The organism is Domibacillus sp. DTU_2020_1001157_1_SI_ALB_TIR_016, assembly GCF_032341995.1.
Classification (GTDB): Bacteria; Bacillota; Bacilli; order Bacillales; family Domibacillaceae; genus Domibacillus; species Domibacillus indicus_A.
The window spans coordinates 1,474,197-1,499,463 of the sequence record NZ_CP135438.1 but is presented as its reverse complement, the minus strand read 5'-3'; the positions used below and the strand labels follow the sequence as shown (position 1 = coordinate 1,499,463).

The 25,267-nt window shown below is 42.8% G+C and carries 18 protein-coding genes, 3 rRNA genes and 1 riboswitch; of the genes, 13 read left to right on the top strand and 8 right to left on the bottom strand.

All coding sequences use genetic code 11. The annotated features are described in order from the left end of the window. Positions 1-209: 209 nt before the first annotated feature. From RRU94_RS06985 to RRU94_RS06975, 3 genes are all read left to right on the top strand, one after another. Entirely contained in the window at positions 210-785 is a 576-nt protein-coding gene (locus RRU94_RS06985) for a TetR/AcrR family transcriptional regulator (protein ID WP_315691052.1), read from the top strand. Positions 786-881: 96 nt separating this feature from the next. Continuing rightward, entirely contained in the window at positions 882-1,904 is a 1,023-nt protein-coding gene (locus RRU94_RS06980) for a quercetin 2,3-dioxygenase (protein ID WP_315691051.1), read from the top strand. Positions 1,905-1,981: 77 nt separating this feature from the next. Beyond that, the gene (locus tag RRU94_RS06975) at positions 1,982-3,352 is read left to right on the top strand and encodes an MFS transporter (RefSeq protein ID WP_315691050.1); all 1,371 of its coding nucleotides are present in this window, start codon (positions 1,982-1,984) and stop codon (positions 3,350-3,352) included. An 80-nt stretch (positions 3,353-3,432) separates the two neighbouring features. Here RRU94_RS06975 and RRU94_RS06970 read toward each other — a convergent pair whose 3' ends face one another. After that, entirely contained in the window at positions 3,433-4,662 is a 1,230-nt protein-coding gene (locus RRU94_RS06970) for an MFS transporter (protein WP_315691049.1), read from the bottom strand. A 270-nt stretch (positions 4,663-4,932) separates the two neighbouring features. On the opposite strand from RRU94_RS06970, the gene RRU94_RS06965 reads away from it, so the two are divergent. After that, complete coding sequence (locus RRU94_RS06965) at positions 4,933-5,520, top strand: TetR/AcrR family transcriptional regulator (RefSeq protein WP_315691048.1); 588 nt, start codon at positions 4,933-4,935, stop codon at positions 5,518-5,520. A gap of 132 nt (positions 5,521-5,652) precedes the next feature. On the opposite strand, the gene RRU94_RS06960 is transcribed toward RRU94_RS06965, so the two are convergent. The 4 genes from RRU94_RS06960 to RRU94_RS06945 form a co-directional block, all read right to left on the bottom strand. After that, positions 5,653-5,805: an anti-repressor SinI family protein gene (locus RRU94_RS06960; RefSeq protein ID WP_315691047.1), complete on the bottom strand. Its 153-nt coding sequence runs from the start codon at positions 5,803-5,805 to the stop codon at positions 5,653-5,655. Between the two features lie 17 nt (positions 5,806-5,822). Continuing rightward, positions 5,823-5,913, bottom strand: a riboswitch (cyclic di-GMP riboswitch). 209 nt (positions 5,914-6,122) lie between these two features. Further along, the gene (locus RRU94_RS06955) at positions 6,123-6,905 is read right to left on the bottom strand and encodes an arylamine N-acetyltransferase family protein (protein WP_315691046.1); all 783 of its coding nucleotides are present in this window, start codon (positions 6,903-6,905) and stop codon (positions 6,123-6,125) included. Positions 6,906-6,949: 44 nt separating this feature from the next. Beyond that, entirely contained in the window at positions 6,950-7,522 is a 573-nt protein-coding gene (locus tag RRU94_RS06950) for a methyl-accepting chemotaxis protein (protein ID WP_315691045.1), read from the bottom strand. 476 nt (positions 7,523-7,998) lie between these two features. After that, positions 7,999-9,150, bottom strand: coding sequence for an RNA-guided endonuclease InsQ/TnpB family protein (locus RRU94_RS06945; RefSeq protein ID WP_315691044.1), 1,152 nt, complete (start codon positions 9,148-9,150; stop codon positions 7,999-8,001). Between the two features lie 588 nt (positions 9,151-9,738). On the opposite strand from RRU94_RS06945, the gene RRU94_RS06940 reads away from it, so the two are divergent. From RRU94_RS06940 to RRU94_RS06910, 7 genes are all read left to right on the top strand, one after another. Beyond that, on the top strand, positions 9,739-10,893 hold the full coding sequence (locus tag RRU94_RS06940; RefSeq protein WP_315691043.1) for a glucose-1-phosphate adenylyltransferase: 1,155 nt from the start codon (positions 9,739-9,741) through the stop codon (positions 10,891-10,893). Positions 10,894-11,335: 442 nt separating this feature from the next. Continuing rightward, the gene (locus RRU94_RS06935) at positions 11,336-12,727 is read left to right on the top strand and encodes an amino acid permease (RefSeq protein ID WP_315691042.1); all 1,392 of its coding nucleotides are present in this window, start codon (positions 11,336-11,338) and stop codon (positions 12,725-12,727) included. Between the two features lie 691 nt (positions 12,728-13,418). Further along, positions 13,419-14,970, top strand: a 16S ribosomal RNA gene (locus RRU94_RS06930). A gap of 198 nt (positions 14,971-15,168) precedes the next feature. Continuing rightward, positions 15,169-18,101 (top strand): 23S ribosomal RNA (locus RRU94_RS06925). A gap of 89 nt (positions 18,102-18,190) precedes the next feature. Then, positions 18,191-18,306, top strand: a 5S ribosomal RNA gene (rrf, locus tag RRU94_RS06920). The 16S, 23S and 5S rRNA genes sit together here, the layout of an rRNA operon. Positions 18,307-18,755: 449 nt before the next feature. Beyond that, the gene (locus RRU94_RS06915) at positions 18,756-19,673 is read left to right on the top strand and encodes an LCP family glycopolymer transferase (protein WP_315691041.1); all 918 of its coding nucleotides are present in this window, start codon (positions 18,756-18,758) and stop codon (positions 19,671-19,673) included. A gap of 304 nt (positions 19,674-19,977) precedes the next feature. Next, positions 19,978-20,172 (top strand): hypothetical protein, encoded by a 195-nt coding sequence (locus RRU94_RS06910; protein WP_315691040.1) that lies wholly within the window; start codon positions 19,978-19,980, stop codon positions 20,170-20,172. Positions 20,173-20,283: 111 nt separating this feature from the next. On the opposite strand, the gene RRU94_RS06905 is transcribed toward RRU94_RS06910, so the two are convergent. Together RRU94_RS06905 and RRU94_RS06900 are read right to left on the bottom strand one after the other, a co-directional pair. Next, entirely contained in the window at positions 20,284-20,667 is a 384-nt protein-coding gene (locus RRU94_RS06905) for a molybdopterin dinucleotide binding domain-containing protein (protein WP_315691965.1), read from the bottom strand. Positions 20,668-20,773: 106 nt separating this feature from the next. Continuing rightward, positions 20,774-21,514 carry an MBL fold metallo-hydrolase gene (locus tag RRU94_RS06900; RefSeq protein ID WP_315691039.1) on the bottom strand — a complete coding sequence of 247 codons (741 nt, stop codon included), beginning with the start codon at positions 21,512-21,514 and terminating at the stop codon, positions 20,774-20,776. Positions 21,515-22,411: 897 nt separating this feature from the next. On the opposite strand from RRU94_RS06900, the gene RRU94_RS06895 reads away from it, so the two are divergent. Continuing rightward, positions 22,412-22,657 (top strand): hypothetical protein, encoded by a 246-nt coding sequence (locus RRU94_RS06895; RefSeq protein ID WP_242237701.1) that lies wholly within the window; start codon positions 22,412-22,414, stop codon positions 22,655-22,657. A gap of 341 nt (positions 22,658-22,998) precedes the next feature. Here the strand turns inward: RRU94_RS06895 and RRU94_RS06890 are convergent, their stop codons facing one another. Continuing rightward, positions 22,999-24,189, bottom strand: a complete 1,191-nt coding sequence (locus RRU94_RS06890) for a hypothetical protein (protein WP_315691038.1) — start codon at positions 24,187-24,189, stop codon at positions 22,999-23,001. A gap of 762 nt (positions 24,190-24,951) precedes the next feature. Between RRU94_RS06890 and RRU94_RS06885 the strand changes: the two genes are divergently transcribed. Next, a complete protein-coding gene (locus RRU94_RS06885) occupies positions 24,952-25,143 on the top strand; it encodes a hypothetical protein (protein ID WP_251272792.1) in 192 nt (63 codons plus the stop codon). Positions 25,144-25,267 lie beyond the last annotated feature (124 nt).

The following is a 25,267-nucleotide window of genomic DNA, read 5'->3' as shown; positions in this document are numbered from 1 at the left end:
AAACTTTAATTTAATAATGTTATTTAGCTTTTTTTGCTTTTACATAGACCTTTAATTATTAGAGGTAAATTACAAAAGAAAAACTATGCTCTGTTCATGAAGAGCGTAGTTTTTCGCAGATTTTTAGGATTTTAGCGTTTTTTGACATGAAGCATAATGTTTTTTATATTGGTATAAGGCGTTTTCTACTAACAGGGGGTACGTTCTTTATGAAAAACAAACCAGACTCACGCGAGAAAATTCTTCAAACCGCTTCACGTCTTTTTCAGCTTCAAGGGTATCATGCAACAGGATTAAATCAGATTTTAAAAGAAAGTGGAGCACCGAAAGGCTCTCTTTATTACTATTTCCCAAATGGAAAAGAAGAGTTAGCGGTTGAGGCTGTTCGTTATACAAGCCAATATATCGGGGGAATTATACAGGAGAATATGGAAAAAACAGATGACCCTGTAGAGGCGGTGCAGTTATTTATTGCCCAAACGGCAAGGCAGTTTGATCATCCGGAAAGCATACAGGGTGTGCCTGTCGGTTTGCTGGCAGCAGAAACGGCTTTGATCAGCGAACCTTTGCGTACAGCTTGTGTTGAAGCATTTACAAAATGGGAATCTCTTTTTGCTCAAAAACTCGTGCGAAGCGGGATGGAACAAGAAGAAGCAGAGAAATTAGGAGTGCTTATCAGTTCGATGGTTGGGGGAAGTGTAATGCGCTCATTGACAGACAAAGATAAAACCCCGCTCTTACTGCTGTCTGACATCATACCAAGTTTAATACCGAGAAAAGGATAGCACTTCTGCATCCTTTATGTTATTTTTATATAGAACGGTCTATTTATTTTTTTGTTTATGATTATAATGACCGGTCTACATTCGAGGAGGATGACAATGACTCAACTATGGACAAATACTTTACCAAAAGAAAAAATACCTTACTTGCTTCGCGGTGGAGAAGGAGAACGTTACCTTTTTGGTCGGCAGGTAGCAACGGTGATGGCGGATGCCAAAAGCACAGGCGATCTTTTTGAAATGGTGCTGTTATCCGGAGGAAAAGGTGATTCTTTTCCGTTACACCTTCATGAAAACAGCCAGGAAGGAATTTTAGTCTTAGACGGAAAACTAGAGCTTACGCTTAATGGAGAAAAGCACCTGCTGCTGCCTGGAGATTACGCTCATATCCCGGCAGGAACGCTTCATGGATACAAAATGGGAAGTCATCGAACGAGATTCGTATCCTATACGATGGGTGAAAATACAGCGCATCTTTATTCCATTCTAGGAGACTCATATAACAAGATCGAGCATCCACCTTATGCTGCTGGGGAAGTAAGCCGTGATCGATTTTCAAAAGCAGCTGCTTGTGCTGATGTGATTTTTCATAAGGATGATGACCAGGAAGGTGAAGCGAAGCTGGTTGAAAATGCTGTTTTGCCAGATAAGATGGTTCCTTATGTGCTTGAGTCAGGAGAGGGAGACCGGCTTTTAACAGGTGACCAGCTCCACAGAATTATAGCGACTCAAGACACGACGGATGGCCAGTTTATTATCGTTTCATCTGAAGGCCCAAAAGGAGACCGTATTGTAGACCATTATCATGAACAGCATACGGAAACTTTTTTCTGCCTCGAAGGACAGATGACGATGTGGGCAAACGGAGAAGAAATTCATTTAAATCCGGGAGATTTCCTGCACGTTCCTGCTCATACAGTGCATTCTTACCGTTTGGATTCAGCTTATACAAAAATCGCAGGGCTGCTCGTTTCCGGTTTATTTGAGCCGTTCTTCCGTACGCTGGGCGATCCATATGAACATCATATTTTCCCAGCCCATCCGCAGGCACTTCGTTTCGACCGGGTTATTCAAAACATAGAGAAACTGGATTTGAAAATGGCCCATAAAGTGAACGCTTAAAAAGAGTCTATATACTTGTGTAAACAGAAAGGGAGAAAAGCTCCCTTTCTGTTTACACAAAGAAAGAAGGAAAAAGAATGAGTGAATCAATTTCACAACTAGAGGAAAAGCGAAGGGAAAGACTTATCTTTATTTTGGCTTTTGCTCTTGTGATTTCCGTAATGAATTCAACCATGTTTAACATAGCCATTCCGGCTATTACAGATGAATTTGGGCTGAAGCCTTCTCAAGCCGGGTGGATTGTCACCGGTTATATTATTGTGTATGCGATCGGCTCTGTGATGTACGGAAAGCTGGCAGATCAGTACAAACTTAAAACACTATTGACTGCAGGCCTTCTGTTTTTTGCTGTTGGATCGGTGATTGGATTTACCGCAGCTAACTTTTGGATGATTGTAGCCGGCCGCCTTCTTCAGGCAGCTGGAGCCTCCGTTATGCCTGCTACGTCCATGATTATTCCCTCCCGTTACTTTACCCCTGAAACAAGGGGGAGGGCGCTCGGTATTACTTCTGCAGGGATGGCGCTGGGAACAGCGATCGGACCGATCGTCGCTGGATTTGTGACCAGTTTTATCAGCTGGCACTATCTTTTTATCGTATCCCTCCTAGTGTTGGTAACTCTGCCATTTTTCCGAAAGTATTTGAATGATGAAGCGGAAAAGCAAAAAACAAATATTGACCTGGCAGGGGCTGCTTTTCTTGCTGGCACACTGGCACTGCTTCTGCTGGCAGTTACGAAGTCTGCGCCGCTTCTTGCTGCAGCCGGAGCAGTTCTGTTTGTTTTCTTTTTATGGAGAATGAATATGGCGAATGATCCATTTATCCGCCTTTCTCTTTTTAGAAACAAGCATTACTCTATTGGCATCCTTGTTTCTGCCTTAAGTTCCGGCATTGGATTTGGCATTCCGTATTTGACTCCGCTCCTGCTGCAAACCGTTAATGGATTATCCCCCTTAATGAGCGGACTTGTGATGTTTCCAGGCGCGCTGGTGGCGGCTGTTCTAGGGAAAAAAGCGGGTTTATTAGCAGATCAAAAAGGAAACCACTTTCTGGCTTATACGGCTCTCTTAAGCTTTTTCCTTGGTTATGGCTTTTTGGCACTGATTGCCGGATTGTCCCCTTTAATCGTCATGGCCGTTTTGCTTCTTGCCTGCATTGGACAGACATTTATTCAAATTGCCCTTGGCAACACAGTCTCACAGTCTCTTCCAAAAGAGCATGCGGGAGTAGGAATGGGTGTTTTTATGATGACAAACTTTATTGCCGGAGCTACATCTATTACATTCATCAGTAAAGCGCTAGAGGTTCACCATACGTTGATTCAGCTGAATCCGTTTCTTCACAATCAGGAAAGCATTAACTACAGCAACATTTATGCGGTTTTGGCTCTTTTAATTGCTGCAGTGGCTTTTATCTACTCAAGTACCTTTAAAAAACAATCTGTTTAAAAAGCATGGCTTTTAAAAGTTTTATTAAACCAAACAAGCGAAACGCTAAAAATGCGTTTCGCTTGTTTGGTTTAATAGGGTTATTGGCTGATTTGCTGTTTGGCAGCTGCCTCAATAGGCGCTTTAGCTTCTGCTTTAATAAACAGGGAAACGAGCAGAGCGATGACCATAACGGCACTTAATAAATCAAGCGCCAGCACATATCGCTCGGTTTTAGAAAGGCCCATCACAAGCCCTGGACCCGCGCTTGCGCCAAGGAAAAGAACGAAGGCGTTAAACGATACGGCACTTCCCCGGGCATTTCCGGCCAGCTGGCTGACCAGTGAAATCACAACAGGCGTGACCAAGGCAATACCGGCTACAAATATAATCGTTGCTAAAACAAGGATTGGAAGCGTGGGACTGAACCCAATAGCTAAAAGCCCGGCTGCTGCCATAGCTAAGCCGCCTTTCAAGACAGCACCCAGTCCGATTTTTTGAGCAATTTGACCAGCGAATGGAGAAAAAAGCATGCCTAGAATGCCGGCTCCGCGGACAGCCAATATTTCTCCAGATTGAAGGCCAAAACGGGCTGAGCTCAGGTAACTGCCTAATACTGTATACATGCCAACGAGTGAAAGTAGTAGCACAAAGGTAATCGAAAAAGCAAGCAAAAGCTGAGTATTTCTTAAAAGCCCGGTCATATTGCTGAATTTACGAAGAATGCTTTCTGCTGATTTAGGTGTTTGTTCTTTAGGAAGGCGAAATATAACAGCTATGGCCGTAATAAGATAAACAGCACCCAGAACAAAAAAGATAGATTGCCAGCCGAACGCTTCACTAACCATACCGCTGAACACCTGACCGACAATACTGGCCATGAGGAATCCAGAGCTGATAAATCCAATGGCCGTTAAGCGTTTATGGGGAGGGAATAATTCTCCTGCATACACAAGGGAAATAGGCGCAAATGCTGCTGCAACCAACCCCTGCAAGCCCCGCAGGACAAGAAGGGCATGAAAGCTTTCAACGAAACCAATACTGATCGTGATAACGGATAAAAGAGAAATACTGCCAGCTAAAAAGATCTTGCGGCCATATTTATCAGAAAACGGGCCATACAGCAGGCAGCCTAGCGCATAACAAAGTGAAAAAGAACTTCCAATCCAGGCTGTCTGAGCACTGGTAATCCCAAATGAGTCCATGAACAAGGTAGTTAAAGGGAGAGTAACATACATACTGCTTAACAGAACCAGCCCGCACCAAAACAATAAAAGAGTGATGAAAGAATGGTTCTCACTGCGAGGAGCAGAACTTGATAATGGGTTCAACGATAAAAAATCTCCTTTCTTTCTAAGTGTAATCCATTCAAAAACGATACGAACCGTTTCGTTTTTATGCAAACTATAATATACTATCTTGCGTTTTATTTGGCAAGAAGAGAAGAAGCAGTCTCTTTCTTTTATCTGTCTCTGAGATAGTAGCGCAGCGGGAGTTACACCTGTTAAAATAAAAAGGAATTCTTTAAATGAAGAAAGTATATATAAATGAAAATGAAGATAAGGAAGCAGGGATTTTTTGAAAGACAGGTGCTTTTTAAAATGAAAACGGATAAAGGTCAAAGCAGGGCAGCCGGACGGCCGCGAAGTGAAGAAGCTAGAAAAGCCATTATTTGCACCGTTATAGAAATAATTGAACAAAAAGGATTTTCAGCTCTTTCAATCGAACGGGTAGCGGTAGAAGCAAACGTCAGCAAAGCAACGATTTACCGCTGGTGGAAAAACAAAGAGGCACTTCTAATAAGTGCTTTTTTAGAAATGACAGAAGCCAAATTCGATTACATTCCTTCACTGAAGCTGGAGGAAAATTTAACAAAACAATTAGAGGAACTTGCGAAAGTGCTGAAAAGCTCTTTAGGCAAAGCTTTGCTTTCTGTGGTGATTGAAAACCATGAGGTTTCTGAACAATTTTCTTCTTCCTTTTTATACCCAAGAAGAAATACAACCAAGAGCATTTTAAAGCAGGGAATTCAAAACGGCCATATTTGTGAAGAAAGTGATATAGACGCTTCCCTCGATATGCTGTTTGGCGCCGTGTATTTAAAAGCAGCGATTTACAAGCAGGAAATTGATCAGGCATATATTACACATTTAGTAGAAGGTCTTTTAAAAGGAATTCAATCAAAATAAGTATAAACATAAGAGCAGTGGGGTGATTTAAGAACAAAGAGGGGGATAAGCTCCTATCTTACAGCCAGCCAGGACAAGAGCTTACATCAAAGCTGGCTTAAGCGGAAAATGTAAGCCGCTCTGCTTCCGCTATTATGAAGCAGAGTTTTTTACAGTATTGGCAGCTAAAAATTCTTTAATTTCTTCAATTGACAGGCCGAGGCTTTTTGCAGCTTTCATTAGTGCTATCCATTCAGTGTCCAATACCTCTTCTACAATCCCTTGATCAAGATCTTGATCCAGCATTGAATACCCTCCTGTGACGAAGCAGCTCAGCCATCATAGTCTTATAAAAAGAACCTTAGATCTGTAGCTTTGTGCCCCAGCCTTTCGGCCAGTTTACCTTTTGTTCCTTTTTTGTTTTTTGGATAATATAACTTTTCATCTTTACTTCCACATTGTAACAAAAGGTTGGAAAGGATTTTGTCGAAACCTGAACCAGCAAAAAAGTTTTTCAAAAGCCTGCAAAATACCGGCTGAAAATTAAAAACATGGAATAAAGCCGGAACTAAAGCATATGTTCCTTAATTCTAGCTTTACATATATACCGGCTTTGAAAAATATTATACTTCTAAATTAAAATATTTTTTTAACGATTGGCCAAATGTTTCTTCTGTCATTTCTTGTTTGTGTTCTTTCCCGTCTGCCCATTCAGTCAGTGAGGTGCTCGTTAAAGTAATGTTTCCTTGCTCCGTCAAGCGGGTAACCAATGGTTTTTTATTGAAAGCGGAGTCAGGATGGTGAACAATCGTTTCCTGCATAGGATTTAATTCAGACACATTTGTTATTTCCGACTTTGAATCAAATGCGTATCCTTTTTTCCAGTGTGTATGCTTGTGGTTTACTTTCATTTCAAGCAGATAATCACCATAGGGAGTCTTCTCACGTTTAATCCGGAATGCGCCGTTAGCAGAAGAAACGGTTTCTCCTGTTAACGGAACAGGAACTAAAGGAAGATTTCCGCCAAATCCTATATCAAGTAAGTATTTTTCCCCTTGATGAAAAAGAAGCACAGCCGCATGTGTCTGGCCTGTACGGCTCCAATCCTGGTCCGGCTCGCTGTAAACAACGCCCCGCACTAAAACGGCCTTAAAGCCATTCTCAATTAAGAAAAGATAAAGAAGGCCATTCAGTTCGTAGCAAAGACCGCCTTCATTATGTAGAATCATTTTTTGAATCAGATTTTTCTCACTGATCTCTTTTGTTTTCCCAGAAAGAATAGAAAGGTTCTCAAAAGGAAGGGCTTGGGCTGCTCTGCTCAAAACCATTTCTAAGTTCGCAAATGTAACCGGTTCGTGTTCAGAAAAGCCAATTCTTTTACGGAAAGCTTTATTTAACTCTTTCATGCACGGTCTCCTTTCATAAGATACGGACAACATCTATTAAAATATTAGATGATGCTCCGGAAAGACTGCGCCTGCTCGTCTAGACTTTCTGCAGATTGGGAGATTTCATTAAACCCTTCCATGGTTACATGAATTTGCTTTTGGCTTTCAAGAGCATGTTCCTGCACACGCAGCGTACCAGAGCTGATTCGAACGATTTCTGTACGAACTCCCTCGATGTGAGCGCGTACTTCATCAATCGAATTTTCTACACGATTAGAAAGCTTTCTCACTTCTTTTGCGACAACATCAAATGTCCGGCCGTGTTCTCCTGCGCGGGCCGCTTCAATAGCTACATTGATAGCGAGAAGATTTGTTTGAGCGGCAATTTCGCGAATCGTTCGGACAATGCTCTGGATATCTTCGGACTGCTTTTGAAGAGCGGTCAATGTTTGACTGTTTTTAATAGATTCTTCTGTAATGCCATCAATACTTTGCAGCAAATTTTCATTTTCTACAATACCTAAATGAGCCCGTTCATTCAAATTGACGGCCATTTGCTGCAGGCTCGACGCCATGGAAGTGATGGTACTTTGCCGCTTTATAATATTTGTCGCCGCTTTTGCAACTTCAACCACTTCTTTAGTTTGCTCATCAAAAACCGGCGTATACGTTGCCTCAAGGTGAAGGGCTCTGCCGGAAGCATTTTATCTTGAAAGCTTTTCCTGGAAAAAATCCTTCCCAAAAGTCCAGGTATGCTGGACTTTCTGAAAACTCGGCAAAACAAAATTCCTTATGATGCATGCCGATCATTTGAGCAGGCGGGTAGTCCATCGATTGACAAAATGATGATTTACATAGGATACCTGCGCATTGCGATCAAACTTAATAATGGCTAAATGTTTTTCGAGCGCTTTCGTGAACCTCTCCAACTAATTGCTGCGCAATTTGATGGAGCATCTCTGCCAGAGACATGAAAAAATATACTCTGACTTCATTGATTTTCCTGCTTCATCGATGTCTGCCCTGTTCTTCCGAATAAGGTCTTACATCATCTCCCCAGGCGTTGTTTTATACTGTTCGGGCGGGACCTCGACCTACAGTTGTAAAGAAATTATATTGCCGGAATGAGTCCGATCTGTACCAGCCCGGCTTTTTCAATGTTTAAGGCAGCATTGTGGTCACGGTCTAGCACAAGACCGCAATCCGGACAGGCATGTGTTCGGATGGAAAGGGATTTTTTTACCCTTTTTCCGCAGTCTGAACAGTCCTGGGTGGTGAAATGCGGCTTCACTTTAACCAGCTGGCCGCCATTGCGCTCGCATTTGTACGCAAGGAACTGGCGGAACATTCCCCATCCTGCATCATGAATCGATTTGGACACTTTCCGGTTTTTCACCAGATTGCGGATGTTCAAATCCTCTACACAAACGACACTGTAGGTGTTTGCCAGGCGGAACGCTGCTTTATGCAGGAAATCCTTCCGCTGGTTTGCTACCCTGGCATGAAGCTTCTGCATTCTGGCCACTTGCTTTTGCCAGTTTGAGGAGCCTTTTTTCTTTCTCGAAAGCTTCTTTTGGGCACGTATAAGCTTTTTCTCCTCCTTACGGAGAAAGCCTGGGTTTGGAATCTCTTCTCCGTTCGACAGAACGGCAAATTTATTGATACCAACATCAATACCAGCTGTTTCAGAGGCCTGATGGAAAGCCTGTGGCGGGTCTGCCTGTCTTTCGACACAGAAAATAGCAAACCAGCGCCCATTCTGGCGCTTAATGATCACCTGTTTTACTTTGCCGTCCAGTTTCCGGTGGAGGCGGATATCCATTAAGCCCAGTTTAGAAATGAGGAGTTTTCCTCCTTTTCCGAAGGAAACAGCCCGCCGGACGGTATGCATCTTTCCTTTTTTATCTTTTTGTTTGCTCATACCAAACTGTGTAAATGTAATCGAGTGGTAGTCTTTATGTTTTTTCACTTTAGGATAGCCGGCTTCTTTTTTAAAGAATTTATCGAACGCTTTTCCCAGTCTGTCCAGTGTTTCCTGAAGGGGCTGAGAAGGCACTTTTTTAAGATAGGGATGGTGTTTCTTAGATAGGGTTAATAAAGCACTGAGATCAGATTTCATCAGGTTTTTCTTGTTCTTTTGGTAGGCTCTCTGTTTATCAAGAAGAGCGGAATTATACTGCTGGCGGCAGAGGTTCACCCATGAGTGAAGCGTGCTTTTTTGTTCCTCATTCGGAAAAATTTCAAAGCGGTAGTTCAGCATCATTCTGATCCACCTCCAGTATTTAACAAGTACAGTATAGCAAAAAGGAAACATACGTTTCAACTGCTAAGTAACAAACAAAAAAAAAGCGGCCATTCATCTCCCACTAATTGCAAGGCAATTTGAAGGAGTCTTCTGGCCTGTAATGCGATAAATAATTCGTTTTTTCATTGGTGCCAACTGAATGTTTTATTATGTTCATTTTTTCTCCTTTTTATGGCAGCCAGCAAAATTTTCTCATTCTCTCGCGGATGAAATTTTTTCTATTTCTAGCACTTTATACTACTTAGATTCCCGGTCATTCGCAATAAAACGCCTTGAGGAGTAAGAATATTCACCCGTTATTTAATAAACATTTATGTAAAACCAGCATTTTTTTCGGTCTTTTCTATCAGAAATCTTTTTTTAAACTTCATATTGTTTTTTTCTCCTTGAATGTAAAATGAAAAAATTTTAAAGGCAGAAGGATTAACAGTCGGCAAATGGGGTATACAAAGGTTGTGGCACTTTTCGTCCGCGTAAATTCACATACTTAATGCTTGATTTAATAGATAAAAAACATACAGGAGAAAGAAAAAGGAGAATGACATCATGAAAAGACAAAAATGTATTGCAATGATTCTTGCTGGAGGAAAAGGAAGCCGTTTAAAGGAATTAACCGAAACGCTAGCCAAGCCTGCTGTACCATTTGGCGGAAAGTACCGTATCATCGATTTTCCGCTTTCTAACTGTGCAAACTCCGGTATCCATACTGTAGGTGTTTTAACACAGTATCAGCCGCTGGCTTTAAATTCATACATTGGGATTGGAAGTGCGTGGGATTTAGACCGCCGGGATGGCGGAGTAACTGTTCTTCCGCCGTACGCAGAGTCTTCAAAAGTAAATTGGTATTCCGGTACAGCAAGTGCCATTTACCAAAACTTCCATTATATTCAACAGCATAATCCAGAGCATGTGCTGATTTTATCGGGTGATCATATTTATAAAATGGATTACGAAGCAATGCTCGATTATCACATAGAGCAGGGTGCAGACGCGACCATTTCTGTTATTGAAGTTCCGTGGGAAGAAGCAAGCCGCTTCGGCATTATGAATACAGATGAATCTTATAATGTCACTCGTTTTGATGAAAAGCCGGAACATCCTGAAAGCAACCTTGCTTCAATGGGCATCTACATTTTTAAATGGTCTGTTTTAAAAGAATACCTAGAGCATGATGAGCAAAATCCGGATTCATCCAACGATTTTGGTAAAGATGTGATACCGGCTATGCTTGCAGACAATTTAAAGTTAACGGCTTATCCATTTAAAGGATACTGGAAAGACGTAGGTACAGTAAAAAGCTTATGGGAAGCCAATATGGACTTGCTCGACCAGGGCAAAGAGTTGGATTTGTATGATCCAGAATGGCGCATTTACTCCATTAATGCCAATCATCCGCCACAGGTAATGGGCCGTAATGCATCTGTTAAACACTCTCTTTTAAATGAAGGGTCTATCATCGATGGCGAACTGGAACATTCAGTCGTTTCTCAAGGTGTACAGATCGAAAAGGATGCAATTGTAAAAGACTGCGTTATTATGCCGAATGCGCGAATTGGCCGTGGGGCATACATCGAACGGGCTATTGTCATGGAGGACATTGAAATTCCCGAAAATACGGTGATATATAATAATTCCGATGAGATCTTACTGATTACAGAAGCGTTTCTTGCTGCTCACAGTCAAGAAGGCGTAAAAGCGTAAATACTCCTTTAAAAGACCCTTTAAAGCAATATGATCATTGCTTTAAAGGGTCTTTTTGTGGAGAAAAAGGTTAATTGAAGGAAAGAGGTATAAAGCCTCCTTTTTCAAGCGAAAACTGTATTCACACTGGGGAACAAGATTTACTATTTCAGGATAATTAATCGTAAAACCGTTACGAAAAGTTAAACTATTCTAAATATTAGTGCAAATATAGTTGTTAGTGTTTTTCCAGGAGATACAATTGTATTTTTTGAAGAAATTTATTATTATAGAATAGATAATTCAGTTACGGTAAATAACGAACCTTTCTAGCTGCATCATGCTTGCAGGTGAAAAATGAGAAGCACAATGCCTCCTTCACTATTTCCCTGGTGAATAAAAGAAGACAGGGTGGACTTTCCCGGCGTTCTGCTATTTATCGTGTCAAAGGAGGAAAAAGAAAGTGGCAAACAAAGAATTGAATAGAGGCCTTGAGTCTCGTCATATTCAAATGATTGCTTTAGGCGGCACTATTGGTGTCGGGCTGTTCATGGGCTCTGCCAGCACGATTCAATGGACAGGTCCTTCTGTTATGCTTGCTTATGCAATCACTGGCGTTTTTATCTTTTTTATTATGCGTGCAATGGGAGAAATGCTTTATTTAGAGCCAAGCACAGGGTCATTTGCGACTTTTGGCCATAAATATATTCATCCATTAGCAGGGTACATGACTGCCTGGAGCAACTGGTTCCAATGGGTGATTGTGGGAATGTCGGAAATTATTGCGGTTGGAGCTTATATGCAGTACTGGTTCCCAGATCTGCCTGCCTGGGTTCCCGGCATTGTAGCAATGGCGATTCTTGGTGCTGCGAATTTAGTTTCGGTTAAATCATTTGGCGAGTTTGAATTTTGGTTTGCACTCATCAAAATTGTGACCATTATTTTAATGATTATTGCTGGATTTGGCTTGATTTTCTTTGGGCTTGGCAACGGAGGAGATGCCATTGGAATCTCAAATCTTTGGAGCCATGGCGGCTTCTTTACAGGCGGCTGGTCCGGGTTTTTCTTTGCACTGTCCCTTGTCATTGGGGCATATCAAGGAGTGGAGCTGATTGGGATTACAGCTGGAGAAGCGAAGGATCCGCAAAATACCTTAACAAAAGCGATCCAAAGCATTATTTGGCGTATTTTAATTTTCTATATAGGGGCTATTTTTGTTATTGTAACTGTTTATCCATGGGATCAGCTAAGCTCTATTGGCAGTCCATTCGTGGCGACGTTTGCAAAAGTGGGAATTACAGCGGCTGCCGGACTGATTAACTTTGTTGTAATCACTGCGGCGATGTCCGGCTGCAATAGCGGGATTTACAGCGCTGGCCGTATGCTTTATACACTGGCGATGAACGGACAGGCACTAAAGTTCTTTGCAAAACTTTCCCGTAACGGAGTGCCTATCTTCAGTACATTAGGTGTTATGATTGGATTGGCTGTCGGAGTTGTATTAAGCTACATCGCGCCAGAAAACTTGTTCGTTTATGTATACAGTGCCAGCGTTCTTCCTGGAATGGTGCCATGGTTTGTGATTTTGATCAGCCAGATTCAATTCCGGAAAAGAAAAGGGGCTCAAATGGCGAATCATCCTTTTAAAATGCCGTTTGCACCTGTAACGAATTATGTAACGATCGCCTTCTTACTGACTGTATTGGTTGGTATGTGGTTTAATGATGACACACGCATGTCGCTTGTAGCCGGAATTGTATTCCTTGTACTTGTTGTGATCAGCTTTTTCGCTTTTGGTATTGGTAAGCGTGCACCACTGGATGTTCAAGAAGAAGATAATATAATCAGCAAGTAAGCCGGTTTTGAGCGGGCCCATATAAAAGATAAAATCTATAATGAGATTGACGCATATTCGGACAGAATATGCGTTTTTTTTATTTTCTATTATAAATACTTAGCGTACAAGGGGGCGGTCATGAATAGAATACAGCCTCTTCCTATCAGGTTCTTGCGGGTTGATTACTTTTGCTTTCATTCTGTACCGAGGCGAAGCGGCAGGATGAATGCCAGAGATTGCCGGTGCAAGCATGTCTTCCTTACAAGGAAGACAGAATAATTCATAAAACATATGAAGGTATAGTAAACATATTTATACAATTAATAAAATAAAAAATATGATTGCGTAAAAGAAAATACAATGTTATATTGTTCATCCGCCGTTAAAACAACAGCGGAACTTAATAAAAATTATCTTTGTTTTTTCTCTTTATATAGTAATAAACTATATTACTAAATTGAGAGCTGACATTCCGAAATTGAGAATATACTTGAGAGTACACTTGTTAAGCATTTTTTAAAAAACTTTTGAAAAAGTATTGACTCTCATTTGTATAAATGATATATTTATTTAGCTGTCACGAACGACAGTAATAAACATTGAACATTGAAAACTGAACAAAATCAATAAAAACGTCAACGTTTTAAATTTTTATCTTCCATTAAAAACACCCCGTGTTTTAATGGAAACAAATGAGCAAGTCAAACACTTTTTGGAGAGTTTGATCCTGGCTCAGGACGAACGCTGGCGGCGTGCCTAATACATGCAAGTCGAGCGGACAGAAGGGAGCTTGCTCCCGGAAGTCAGCGGCGGACGGGTGAGTAACACGTGGGTAACCTGCCTGTAAGATTGGGATAACTCCGGGAAACCGGGGCTAATACCGGATAACATCAAGAGCTGCATGGCTCTTGATTGAAAGGCGGCTTCGGCTGTCACTTACAGATGGACCCGCGGCGCATTAGCTAGTTGGTGAGGTAACGGCTCACCAAGGCGACGATGCGTAGCCGACCTGAGAGGGTGATCGGCCACACTGGGACTGAGACACGGCCCAGACTCCTACGGGAGGCAGCAGTAGGGAATCTTCCGCAATGGACGAAAGTCTGACGGAGCAACGCCGCGTGAGTGAAGAAGGTTTTCGGATCGTAAAACTCTGTTGTCAGGGAAGAACAAGTACGGGAGTAACTGCCCGTACCTTGACGGTACCTGGCCAGAAAGCCACGGCTAACTACGTGCCAGCAGCCGCGGTAATACGTAGGTGGCAAGCGTTGTCCGGAATTATTGGGCGTAAAGCGCGCGCAGGCGGCCTTTTAAGTCTGATGTGAAAGCCCACGGCTCAACCGTGGAGGGTCATTGGAAACTGGAAGGCTTGAGTGCAGAAGAGAAGAGCGGAATTCCACGTGTAGCGGTGAAATGCGTAGAGATGTGGAGGAACACCAGTGGCGAAGGCGGCTCTTTGGTCTGTAACTGACGCTGAGGCGCGAAAGCGTGGGGAGCGAACAGGATTAGATACCCTGGTAGTCCACGCCGTAAACGATGAGTGCTAAGTGTTGGGGGGTTTCCGCCCCTCAGTGCTGCAGCTAACGCATTAAGCACTCCGCCTGGGGAGTACGGCCGCAAGGCTGAAACTCAAAGGAATTGACGGGGGCCCGCACAAGCGGTGGAGCATGTGGTTTAATTCGAAGCAACGCGAAGAACCTTACCAGGTCTTGACATCCCGCTGACCTCCCTGGAGACAGGGCTTTCCCTTCGGGGACAGCGGTGACAGGTGGTGCATGGTTGTCGTCAGCTCGTGTCGTGAGATGTTGGGTTAAGTCCCGCAACGAGCGCAACCCTTGATCTTAGTTGCCAGCATTTAGTTGGGCACTCTAAGGTGACTGCCGGTGACAAACCGGAGGAAGGTGGGGATGACGTCAAATCATCATGCCCCTTATGACCTGGGCTACACACGTGCTACAATGGATGGTACAAAGGGCTGCAAGACCGCGAGGTTTAGCCAATCCCATAAAACCATTCTCAGTTCGGATTGCAGGCTGCAACTCGCCTGCATGAAGCTGGAATCGCTAGTAATCGCGGATCAGCATGCCGCGGTGAATACGTTCCCGGGCCTTGTACACACCGCCCGTCACACCACGAGAGTTTGCAACACCCGAAGTCGGTGGGGTAACCCTTACGGGAGCCAGCCGCCGAAGGTGGGGCAGATGATTGGGGTGAAGTCGTAACAAGGTAGCCGTATCGGAAGGTGCGGCTGGATCACCTCCTTTCTAAGGATATTTACGGAAGTGAGAACTTGGTTCTCACAAACGTTTGACGTTTGATTTTGTTCAGTTTTGAAGAGTTCAATCTCTTCTTGTGCCCGCATTTATTTATGCAGGCAGCTGAAACTGTTCTTTGAAAACTGGATAGAAGCAACACATTGTATGACCAAAGCAAAAAACCGAGTAAGATACACCGCCATTTTAGGTTAAGTTAGAAAGGGCGCACGGTGGATGCCTTGGCACTAGGAGCCGAAGAAGGACGGGACTAACACCGATATGCTCCGGGGAGCTGTAAGTAAGCTTTGATCCGGAGATTTCCGAATGGGGAAACCCACCATCCGTAATGGGATGGCACCCCTGCCTGAATACATAGGGCAGGAGGAGGCATACCCGGGGAACTGAAACATCTAAGTACCCGGAGGAAGAGAAAGCAAACGCGATTCCCTGAGTAGCGGCGAGCGAAACGGGACATAGCCCAAACCAAGAAGCTTGCTTCTTGGGGTTGTAGGACACTCTATACGGAGTTACAAAGGAAGAGGATAGGTGAAGCGATCTGGAAAGATCCGCGGTACAAGGTAACAGCCCTGTAGCCGAAATTCTCTTCTCTCTTGAGTGTATCCTGAGTACGGCGGAACACGAGGAATTCCGTCGGAATCCGGGAGGACCATCTCCCAAGGCTAAATACTCCCTAGTGACCGATAGTGAACCAGTACCGTGAGGGAAAGGTGAAAAGCACCCCGGAAGGGGAGTGAAAGAGATCCTGAAACCGTGTGCCTACAAGTAGTTAGAGCCCTTTAACGGGTGATAGCGTGCCTTTTGTAGAATGAACCGGCGAGTTACGATTTCATGCAAGGTTAAGCTGATAAGGCGGAGCCGCAGCGAAAGCGAGTCTGAATAGGGCGCATGAGTATGAGGTCGTAGACCCGAAACCAGGTGATCTACCCATGTCCAGGATGAAGGTGAGGTAACACTCACTGGAGGTCCGAACCCACGCACGTTGAAAAGTGCGGGGATGAGGTGTGGGTAGCGGTGAAATTCCAATCGAACCTGGAGATAGCTGGTTCTCTCCGAAATAGCTTTAGGGCTAGCCTCAAACGAAGAGTACTGGAGGTAGAGCACTGTTTGGACTAGGGGCCCATCCCGGGTTACCGAATTCAGACAAACTCCGAATGCCAGATACTTATGTTTGGGAGTCAGACTGCGAGTGATAAGATCCGTAGTCAAGAGGGAAACAGCCCAGACCACCAGCTAAGGTCCCAAAGTATACGTTAAGTGGAAAAGGATGTGGAGTTGCCCAGACAACCAGGATGTTGGCTTAGAAGCAGCCACCATTTAAAGAGTGCGTAATAGCTCACTGGTCGAGTGACTCTGCGCCGAAAATGTACCGGGGCTAAACGTATCACCGAAGCTGTGGATTGACACCTTTCGGTGTCAGTGGTAGGAGAGCGTTCCAGAGGCTGTGAAGTCAGACCGGAAGGACTGGTGGAGCGTCTGGAAGTGAGAATGCCGGTATGAGTAGCGAAAGAAGGGTGAGAATCCCTTCCACCGAATGCCTAAGGTTTCCTGAGGAAGGCTCGTCCTCTCAGGGTTAGTCGGGACCTAAGCCGAGGCCGAAAGGCGTAGGCGATGGATAACAGGTTGATATTCCTGTACCACCAAGCATCGTTTGAGTGATGGGGGGACGCAGGAGGATAGGAGATCACGCAGCTGGATACGCGTGTTTAAGCAGTCAGGCTGGAAATGAGGCAAATCCCGTTTCCATTAAGGCTGAGCTGTGATGACGAGGGAATTTTAGTACCGAAGTCTTCGATTCCACACTGCCAAGAAAAGCCTCTAGCGAGATGTAAGGTGCCCGTACCGCAAACCGACACAGGTAGGCGAGGAGAGAATCCTAAGGTGAGCGAGTGAACTCTCGTTAAGGAACTCGGCAAAATGACCCCGTAACTTCGGGAGAAGGGGTGCTCTGGTAGGGTGCAAGCCCGAGAGAGCCGCAGTGAATAGGCCCAGGCGACTGTTTAGCAAAAACACAGGTCTCTGCAAAGCCGCAAGGCGACGTATAGGGGCTGACGCCTGCCCGGTGCTGGAAGGTTAAGAGGAGGGCTTAGCGCAAGCGAAGGTCTGAATTGAAGCCCCAGTAAACGGCGGCCGTAACTATAACGGTCCTAAGGTAGCGAAATTCCTTGTCGGGTAAGTTCCGACCCGCACGAAAGGCGCAACGATCTGGGCACTGTCTCAACGAGAGACTCGGTGAAATTATAGTACCTGTGAAGATGCAGGTTACCCGCGACAGGACGGAAAGACCCCGTGGAGCTTTACTGTAGCCTGATATTGAATTTTGGCACAGTCTGCACAGGATAGGCAGGAGCCTTGGAAGCCGGAGCGCCAGCTTCGGTGGAGGCGCTGGTGGGATACTGCCCTGACTGTGTTGAAATTCTAACCCGCACCCGTGATCCGGGTGGGAGACAGTGTCAGGCGGGCAGTTTGACTGGGGCGGTCGCCTCCTAAAATGTAACGGAGGCGCCCAAAGGTTCCCTCAGAATGGTTGGAAATCATTCGCAGAGTGTAAAGGCACAAGGGAGCTTGACTGCGAGACCTACAAGTCGAGCAGGGACGAAAGTCGGGCTTAGTGATCCGGTGGTTCCGCATGGAAGGGCCATCGCTCAACGGATAAAAGCTACCCCGGGGATAACAGGCTTATCTCCCCCAAGAGTCCACATCGACGGGGAGGTTTGGCACCTCGATGTCGGCTCATCGCATCCTGGGGCTGTAGTCGGTCCCAAGGGTTGGGCTGTTCGCCCATTAAAGCGGTACGCGAGCTGGGTTCAGAACGTCGTGAGACAGTTCGGTCCCTATCCGTCGCGGGCGCAGGAAATTTGAGAGGAGCTGTCCTTAGTACGAGAGGACCGGGATGGACACACCGCTGGTGTACCAGTTGTCTCGCCAGAGGCATCGCTGGGTAGCTATGTGTGGACGGGATAAGTGCTGAAAGCATCTAAGCATGAAGCCCCCCTCAAGATGAGATTTCCCATTACGCAAGTAAGTAAGATCCCTTGAAGATGACGAGGTAGATAGGTTCGAGGTGGAAGTGCGGCGACGCATGGAGCTGACGAATACTAATCGATCGAGGACTTAATCAATGTACACTTGGCGTGTAACCGAAAGGTTTTTGCCCATACAATTATGCTTCTATCCAGTTTTGAAAGAACACTTCTTTCAAACTTCATAGTCAGGTGGCAATAGCGAAGAGGTCACACCCGTTCCCATCCCGAACACGGCCGTTAAGCTCTTCAGCGCCGATGGTAGTTGGGGGTTTCCCCCTGTGAGAGCAGGACGCCGCCTGGCACACTAAGACAACTTGAGAAATCAAGTTGTCTTTTTTGTTTTTGAAAAATATGTACTTTTTTATTTTATTGATTTTGTTGGCGAGTTTTCTCTTTCTATGCAGATAAACTCGCTTTGAGGAAATGAAAATCACTACTTTTCATTTGAAGAAAACGAGTTGTAAAGACAAATAAAGCTTTCAGTTTCAGTAGAAGTGTCTGCTCCCTGATAGTCTAAAGGAAAATACTTGTATCGATAAGGAGCAGTTGGCAAGATACAAACGTTTAACTTTTTAACTGCCCGTCTATCATTATCACGGTTATGTTTATCCTCATATGCTGGATAGCTTTTTGTTCACTCTGTCGCCCTTTTCTTTTAAAAAGAAAGGAGTAATTTAAAAAAGATTGTTGTGAAAATCCTTTTCATGGGCAAGCTATTCCCAATTCACATCTCATGAAGGGGTCGTGTCTGTGGGAAGAGAAGACAAGCGAAGAAAAAAGCGAAATAAAGGACGGTTTATATTAGGTTTCTTTTTGGTCTTACTCCTGATTGGAGCAGGTTTGGCGTTTACGGTCTACCAGTCCCTTCAAAATACATTGGGCGGGGAAGTGCTGCATTCAAACAAGCGGACGGAAGATGTCTCACTACAGAAAAAAGAAGCGTTTACCGTTCTTTTGCTTGGTGTGGATGAGCGCAAAGGGGATGTAGGCCGGTCGGATACCATGCTGTTTTTGTCCGTAAACGGGGATAATAACACAGCGAAAATACTAAGCATTCCACGAGATACACGAGTAAAGATTGTAGGAAAAGGGACAAAAGATAAAATCAACCATGCCTACGCATTCGGCGGGGTGAAAATGGCTGTGGAAACAGTGGAAAATTTTCTGGATATGCCGGTCGATTATTATGTGGAAATGAATATGGAAGGCATGAAAGAACTTATAGATGCTGTTGGCGGTGTGGAAGTGCAAAATGATTCCGCCTTTTCTTACGGAGGCGATCATTTTGTTGAAGGGCATATTACATTAAGCGGATCTGAAGCATTGAACTATATACGGATGCGCAAGGAAGATCCAAATGGTGACTTCGGTAGACAGGCCCGGCAGCGTCAAGTAATGGAAGGCATCTTAGACAAAGGGAGTGACCCGGCAGTCATTTTGCAATTAACAGATGTCATGCAGGCGATTGGAGACAATGTTGAAACGAATTTATCGATCAGCGACATGCTCGCGATTCAAAAAAATTACACATCGGCGCGTAACCACATCCAAACCGTTACCATGGACGGTACTAGTACGAAAATTGGCGGCGTTTACTATTATGTGGTGGAAGATGAAGAAGTTGCACGTGTATCAAATGAGTTTAAAGAACATTTGAATTTAAAATAAAGAATCAGTTTGAAAGAGCTGATTCTTTTTTCAATTAAGAAAGGGACTACATAAAATTCATGATGATGAATGATTTTTTATTTATACTATGCACAAGTATAGCCACTCTATAGGGCGGTACATGTTTTAAATAATAAGAAGGATGACTTTTCAGATATTTCTGGCTCAGCGGAGCAAGAAAGAACATAGAAAACTATGATATACCAAGTCTTTTCATGCTATTTTTGCCTAGATTCTGAATACTATTTTTCATTATTGGTAATAGTAGTGGAAAGGTAAAAGCCATGCGAGGGGTGAAGAACTATTGAATATAAATGATTATAAAATGATAGTAGTGGATAATGCAGCCGAGCATAAAGACCAGATTACTTGTACGATTTTTATCATGGATGAAGAAAACACAAACGTGCTGTACACAGAAGGATTCCATGTGAAAACAAAAGAAGATAGAGACACGTACGCTGAAAAAGTCAAATGGCGTTTTCTTCGCTGTATCTAAGTTTCCTTTTGCAGAAAGCGTTTGTACATAAAGGTTACTTCAGGCAGCAAAATCCAGGAAGTGAAAAAAGCGATTCCCCTTTATAAAATAAGAGAAATCACTTTTACAAAGTTAAATTTTTTGACGATAGGGCATAAATGGTTTTAGCGAAATGTTTATTTTGGCATCTTTTAGATCCTCGGCTGATAAGCTGTACTGTCCTACAAAAAAATCCAGCGATTCATAAGCTGCAACTTTGTGTTTTCTGCGTATTTTTTCAATTTTACACGCTGATTGTTTAAACGGTGACTGCTTTGATAATAGATCTACAAAACCAGCTGTTAATTCATTGGCGGCTTCTTTTTTTCTGCTGCCAAAATGAAATGGGACAAACATAAGGCCTGACTGTGGAGCGTCACCCATTCGTGCAGACACTTCCATCCATCCGCTCAGTGAAGAAAAGCGAACCAGCTCTTCAGGTATAAGCGAGAGCTTTTTGGGGTTTTTCTGAGGAATTCCTCCCTATGAACTAAAACGTTTGAAAATGAGCGCTGTTATGTCGTCATCTTTTTGCCTTCTTTCTTTATGGCTGTCATTCTACTATTTCCTTTTTTTATTCATGTTAGGTGTTCGCATGTGCGCGTATTAGATCATGGAGCTGGTCTTTTGCATTCGCACTGCATACCCCGCCGTGATAACAGATGATGGTATCAATTTCAAGATCTAAAAGTTTATCAAGTGAGCGATAAGCCATTCCCATATCTAATGTTGTTTGTTCGACGGGTCCACGTAATGTGCCTTCCGAACAAACAAGGGCGTCTCCTGCAATCAGTACCTTACTTTGTTTTACATAAAGGCAAAGGTGACCAGGTGTATGGCCAGGTGTGTGAATGACGCGAACCCCACCGCAGTAAGGCAGTTCTTCGCCATCTTCTATAGTTTCATCCACTTTTGACACTGGAGGATTATAGTATAAGGCTCTTGCGTGTTCCGGAAGAGAAGCTAAAAATTCTTTGCTCATACGCTTTGCATCGGTTTTGATAAGCGGCAGGCTGCCTTCAATATAAGGCTGGTCAAGTTTATGGGCAGACACTCTTATCGTGCCTTTAGATTCGTTTATGAGGTCAGGAAGATTTCCAATATGATCTAAATCTTGGTGGGTTAAGATTACATTTTTTAATCGGCCAAATGACAGGCCGGTACTTTTTATAGCATCAGATACGTTATGCAGCGCTCCAGGCATGCCCGTATCTACTAAAATAGCGGCTTCTTCATCCCAAAGAAGTGTGGGGTTTAAAACGATTTTTTGTCCAGACACTTGATACTCTAATGAAAGCATCTCAATCCCATCAGTAATTTTCATACGTATTTCCTCCTTTAATACATAGCGGTACACCTGCATTATTTTTATCACAGAAAGAAATAGTTGTTCAATATAAAATATTTTTGAGGTCTGAAAAAGTTTGATTTTACTGCTGGTTTAAAGGAGTCCAAAACAACAAAGGAAGTAGAAGAGAGGGATTAGGGTGGATATACTTGCTTGTTCACAGCAGTCTCAAAACAAACAGAATATGTTCAGAAGAGCCATCATTTCACTAGGAATGCGGGTCGTGCTGTTTGTGTTGTTCGGTACAGCTTTCGCTAGCATCTTTGCATAGAATGCATATCCTGATCCATTTCAGGAAGCGGTAAAATGGTGGCTGTTGCAAGCCATCTTAGCGAACATTGTGACTTTCTTTATTTTAAAACAGCTGTTACAAACAGAGAGGCAGACGTACCGAAGTCTTTTTAATATACAAAAAGGATGAATAAAGAAAGATGCTGCAGAAACCGTCGCACTCATTTTGATTGGGTTTTGTTAGGGGGCGTTTTTTTATACCTTTTTTTGCTTCATCCTTTTAGGTTTATTCATTCCGTCTGATACGGCGAGGGATCTTTACCGTTACTTATTGTACACTATTTCAGCCGTTTGCTTTAGAATCGTTAATTGTCCAATATCTACTAGGATTCGCCTCTTTCGTTATATTATGCGCTAAAGCCGTACCGGTATTTAAACTGGTACGGTTTTTTCGTTATGTACATAAATGTTTTGGGCGATTTGCACCTTTAGATAAAGGCTCTGTTCAGGAACATTCGATCTAAAACTTTTTTGTTGAATTTGAACCAGTTAAAAACGCGGAATTAATTCACGTTTGATCAGGGTACATAGTATCGCTAAAAAAATGAATACTACAGTTGAAAGTTAAAAGGGGTGATATTTATGGCCATGTGTCCTTTATGTAACTCATTAGCAGTATTAGAAATTAATTGTCCAAAATGTAATACTCAATTAGATGATTCAGGCAAGGTATCAGATTTTTTAGACCCGTACGGTCATTATAATGATGAAGAGACGGTAAAAATGGGTGATGGCTATCCCAACACTGCGAAAGATCAGATTTGTCCTCATTTAATGGTCTGTAACGAGTGCGGGTATGATGTGGTGAAATTCATCCAGGAAAAATAACGGATTAGAATTGCTGGCATCCGCCAACACGTGAGCGTAAATGATTGAGTGCAGGAGCGCTGAAAAACAGTACTCGACAATTGATCCTATTAGATAAGTCCAGGTAAAGCTGTTAAGGGATGAAAATAACCTGATTGAAGAGCTGAAAGAAGTTAAAAAGCTTTTGGGTGGTGAATTTAAGCAGCGGGCTGCCGTATATAATGAACATTTGGCTGCTTTGAAGGTAGTTTGGTCCTTATTTCAAATGGCGGCCAATTCCGCCATTTGAGGTTGAGGGTTTTTAATTTAGGGTGTCTTGAGAAACCATCGAAAGATATAACGGAATCTTTCTAGAACGATTATTATTTTTTTACTACAAAATCAAGCAAGTGATCATATTCAATCGGAATTTTGTACACTAAATCAAATGTTTTATGATCAATAACGAGCAGGTTTCCTTTTTCTCCATCTGATTCAATCATATAAATTTCGTCCTGCTTGGCGTCTTGATACAAAATACGATAATTCATATCCAATTGAATGTAAGGCTTGTCCATTGGTGAAAAAGAGGGCTCTCCTTTAAATGATAACAGGCCGAGAACCGGACCATTCTGTTCACTGTATACAAAGTGAAGAGCTCTATCTTGATCTATAAGAAGAGTTCCCGAAGAATCAGTAAAATAAGAATCCTGTGCAGGCACACTTTTGAAGGTATCGTATTCTTTGAAGGTTAGATCTTGATTAAGAACAAAGATTTTTCCTTTATTAGTGATAATATAGGCATAATTCTCCGTTCCATAAACTGTATAGAATTGAGACGACTTTTGGCCAAAATCCATATAAACGGTTTGACTTGTTTTGCGGTCTATCAAGCCAATAGCACCTTTTGCTACTCCCAGATTGTTTTCCTCTCCGTTTCCAGCATAAATAATTTTATTTCCTAATTTTAAAAGCGGGCTCCAAAGAGGTACAAGTTTGTAGTCCGTTTCGTAACTTTTTTGCTCGGTGTCATTCGTAATAGACATCTGAAAATCGCCTGTTTCTTCATTTAGGTTTTGGTCTCCAGTTTTATGAGAAACGAGATTTTGCAGCAGCACATCAGATCCGTAGTGCATAATATGATCGACACCTGTGTCGTATTTAAAATAAGGAAGGTCCACTTTTTCAAAGGAACGCTTCTGAATATCGTATATATAGTACCAGTTTTCAATGACGGCTTCTCCAAAGAAAGAAATATAAAGCTCGTTAGGATTCGTTGGTTTTTGATGAACATTTATTCTTCTGATTGTATCATCGTGAACCTCATATTCCTTTATAGTTTTGCCTGTATTTGATACTTCTTTAACCAGCGTAAATTCTTGTGAGGTTCTTGAGTCAGAAGGATAAAATAAAAGGTAGTGATCTTCGGAAATCTCGTTCATAAAAGTAAGGTTTTCGATCCCATTTACCACAATTCGATTCTTCTGTTCATCAGATTGATTCACTAAGTATGCAGAAACACTGACGACTGTAGAAATGAAAAGTACCACAAAAATCCAAAAAGTTTTTTTCATGTGCACTCCTGTTTAATTAAAGCAAAGATCTAGCTTTAAAGTTATTGATGTATTGCTGTTGATTATTTCCCGCTGGTGACGGGTATACACTTTGGATCGGTTTTTCATATAGGTCAGCTTCCTTGAAATACCCGAGCTTGCAAGGTGTCTCAAGGAGTGCTGCAGCACACCTTACAAGCACGGATTAAGGCTGATTAAATTCATTGATCTTTTCATATCCTTCTTCCTTTCATAGTGTTACAGATCATTGTATCACAAGCAGGATGCGGACACAGAAAAAACAGCCAGAGGGGCTCTGACTGCATAATGACTTCGATCCTTAGGAATTGAATCTGAAATTAACAGAATAATCAGCAGTATGTCCATTATGTACAGGATGAAGGAAGGGCTAACCTGCTTCCTTCTTCCCGTATGCAGTATATGTTTCGTTTTGATTAGTAATGCAAAAAAGCCAGGCGGGAACCTGGCTGGGGGAATGGTTTTATTCATGGGAATTGGACTCCGAACGAACAATTCTAGTATAGACCAGTAAAGAAAAATTTATACAAAAAGCCGAGAGCAAGTCCACGGCTCTTGAAATATTAACCCGTTTACAAACGGGTGAAAGGTCGGATTAGGTAGAAATGAGACAGAAACTAGGTGTAACATGGTAAAGATAGTAAAACTGTTTAATCAGCAGGGAGACGCTCTTGCTGTATTTCATGTATGTGAATAAAGGTATTTAACTTCTTTTGTGGTATGGTAAGGCAAAGGAGGTAGACAATGAAAACGTATAGACTGACTTTTGTTTTTTCATCTGGAAAAGAACTTGTTCAAGAAGTAAAGGCCGATTCGCCCGAAAATGCATTAAGGTCCATAAAAGATGGAGAAGTTTACACATTTGTTGATAAAGACGACGCGCTCATCCAAGCAAATATGGAGAATGTGGATTATGTGAGAGTGAAGGAATATTAATACAGTGCAATTGAAGCATCCTACGGGGTGCTATTTTTATGTTCAAATACGTAAAGTAATGTTGAAGAGGGAAATTAGCTTCTTTTGTCGAATACAAGGGGAAAGGAGATGTTCTTATAAAAAT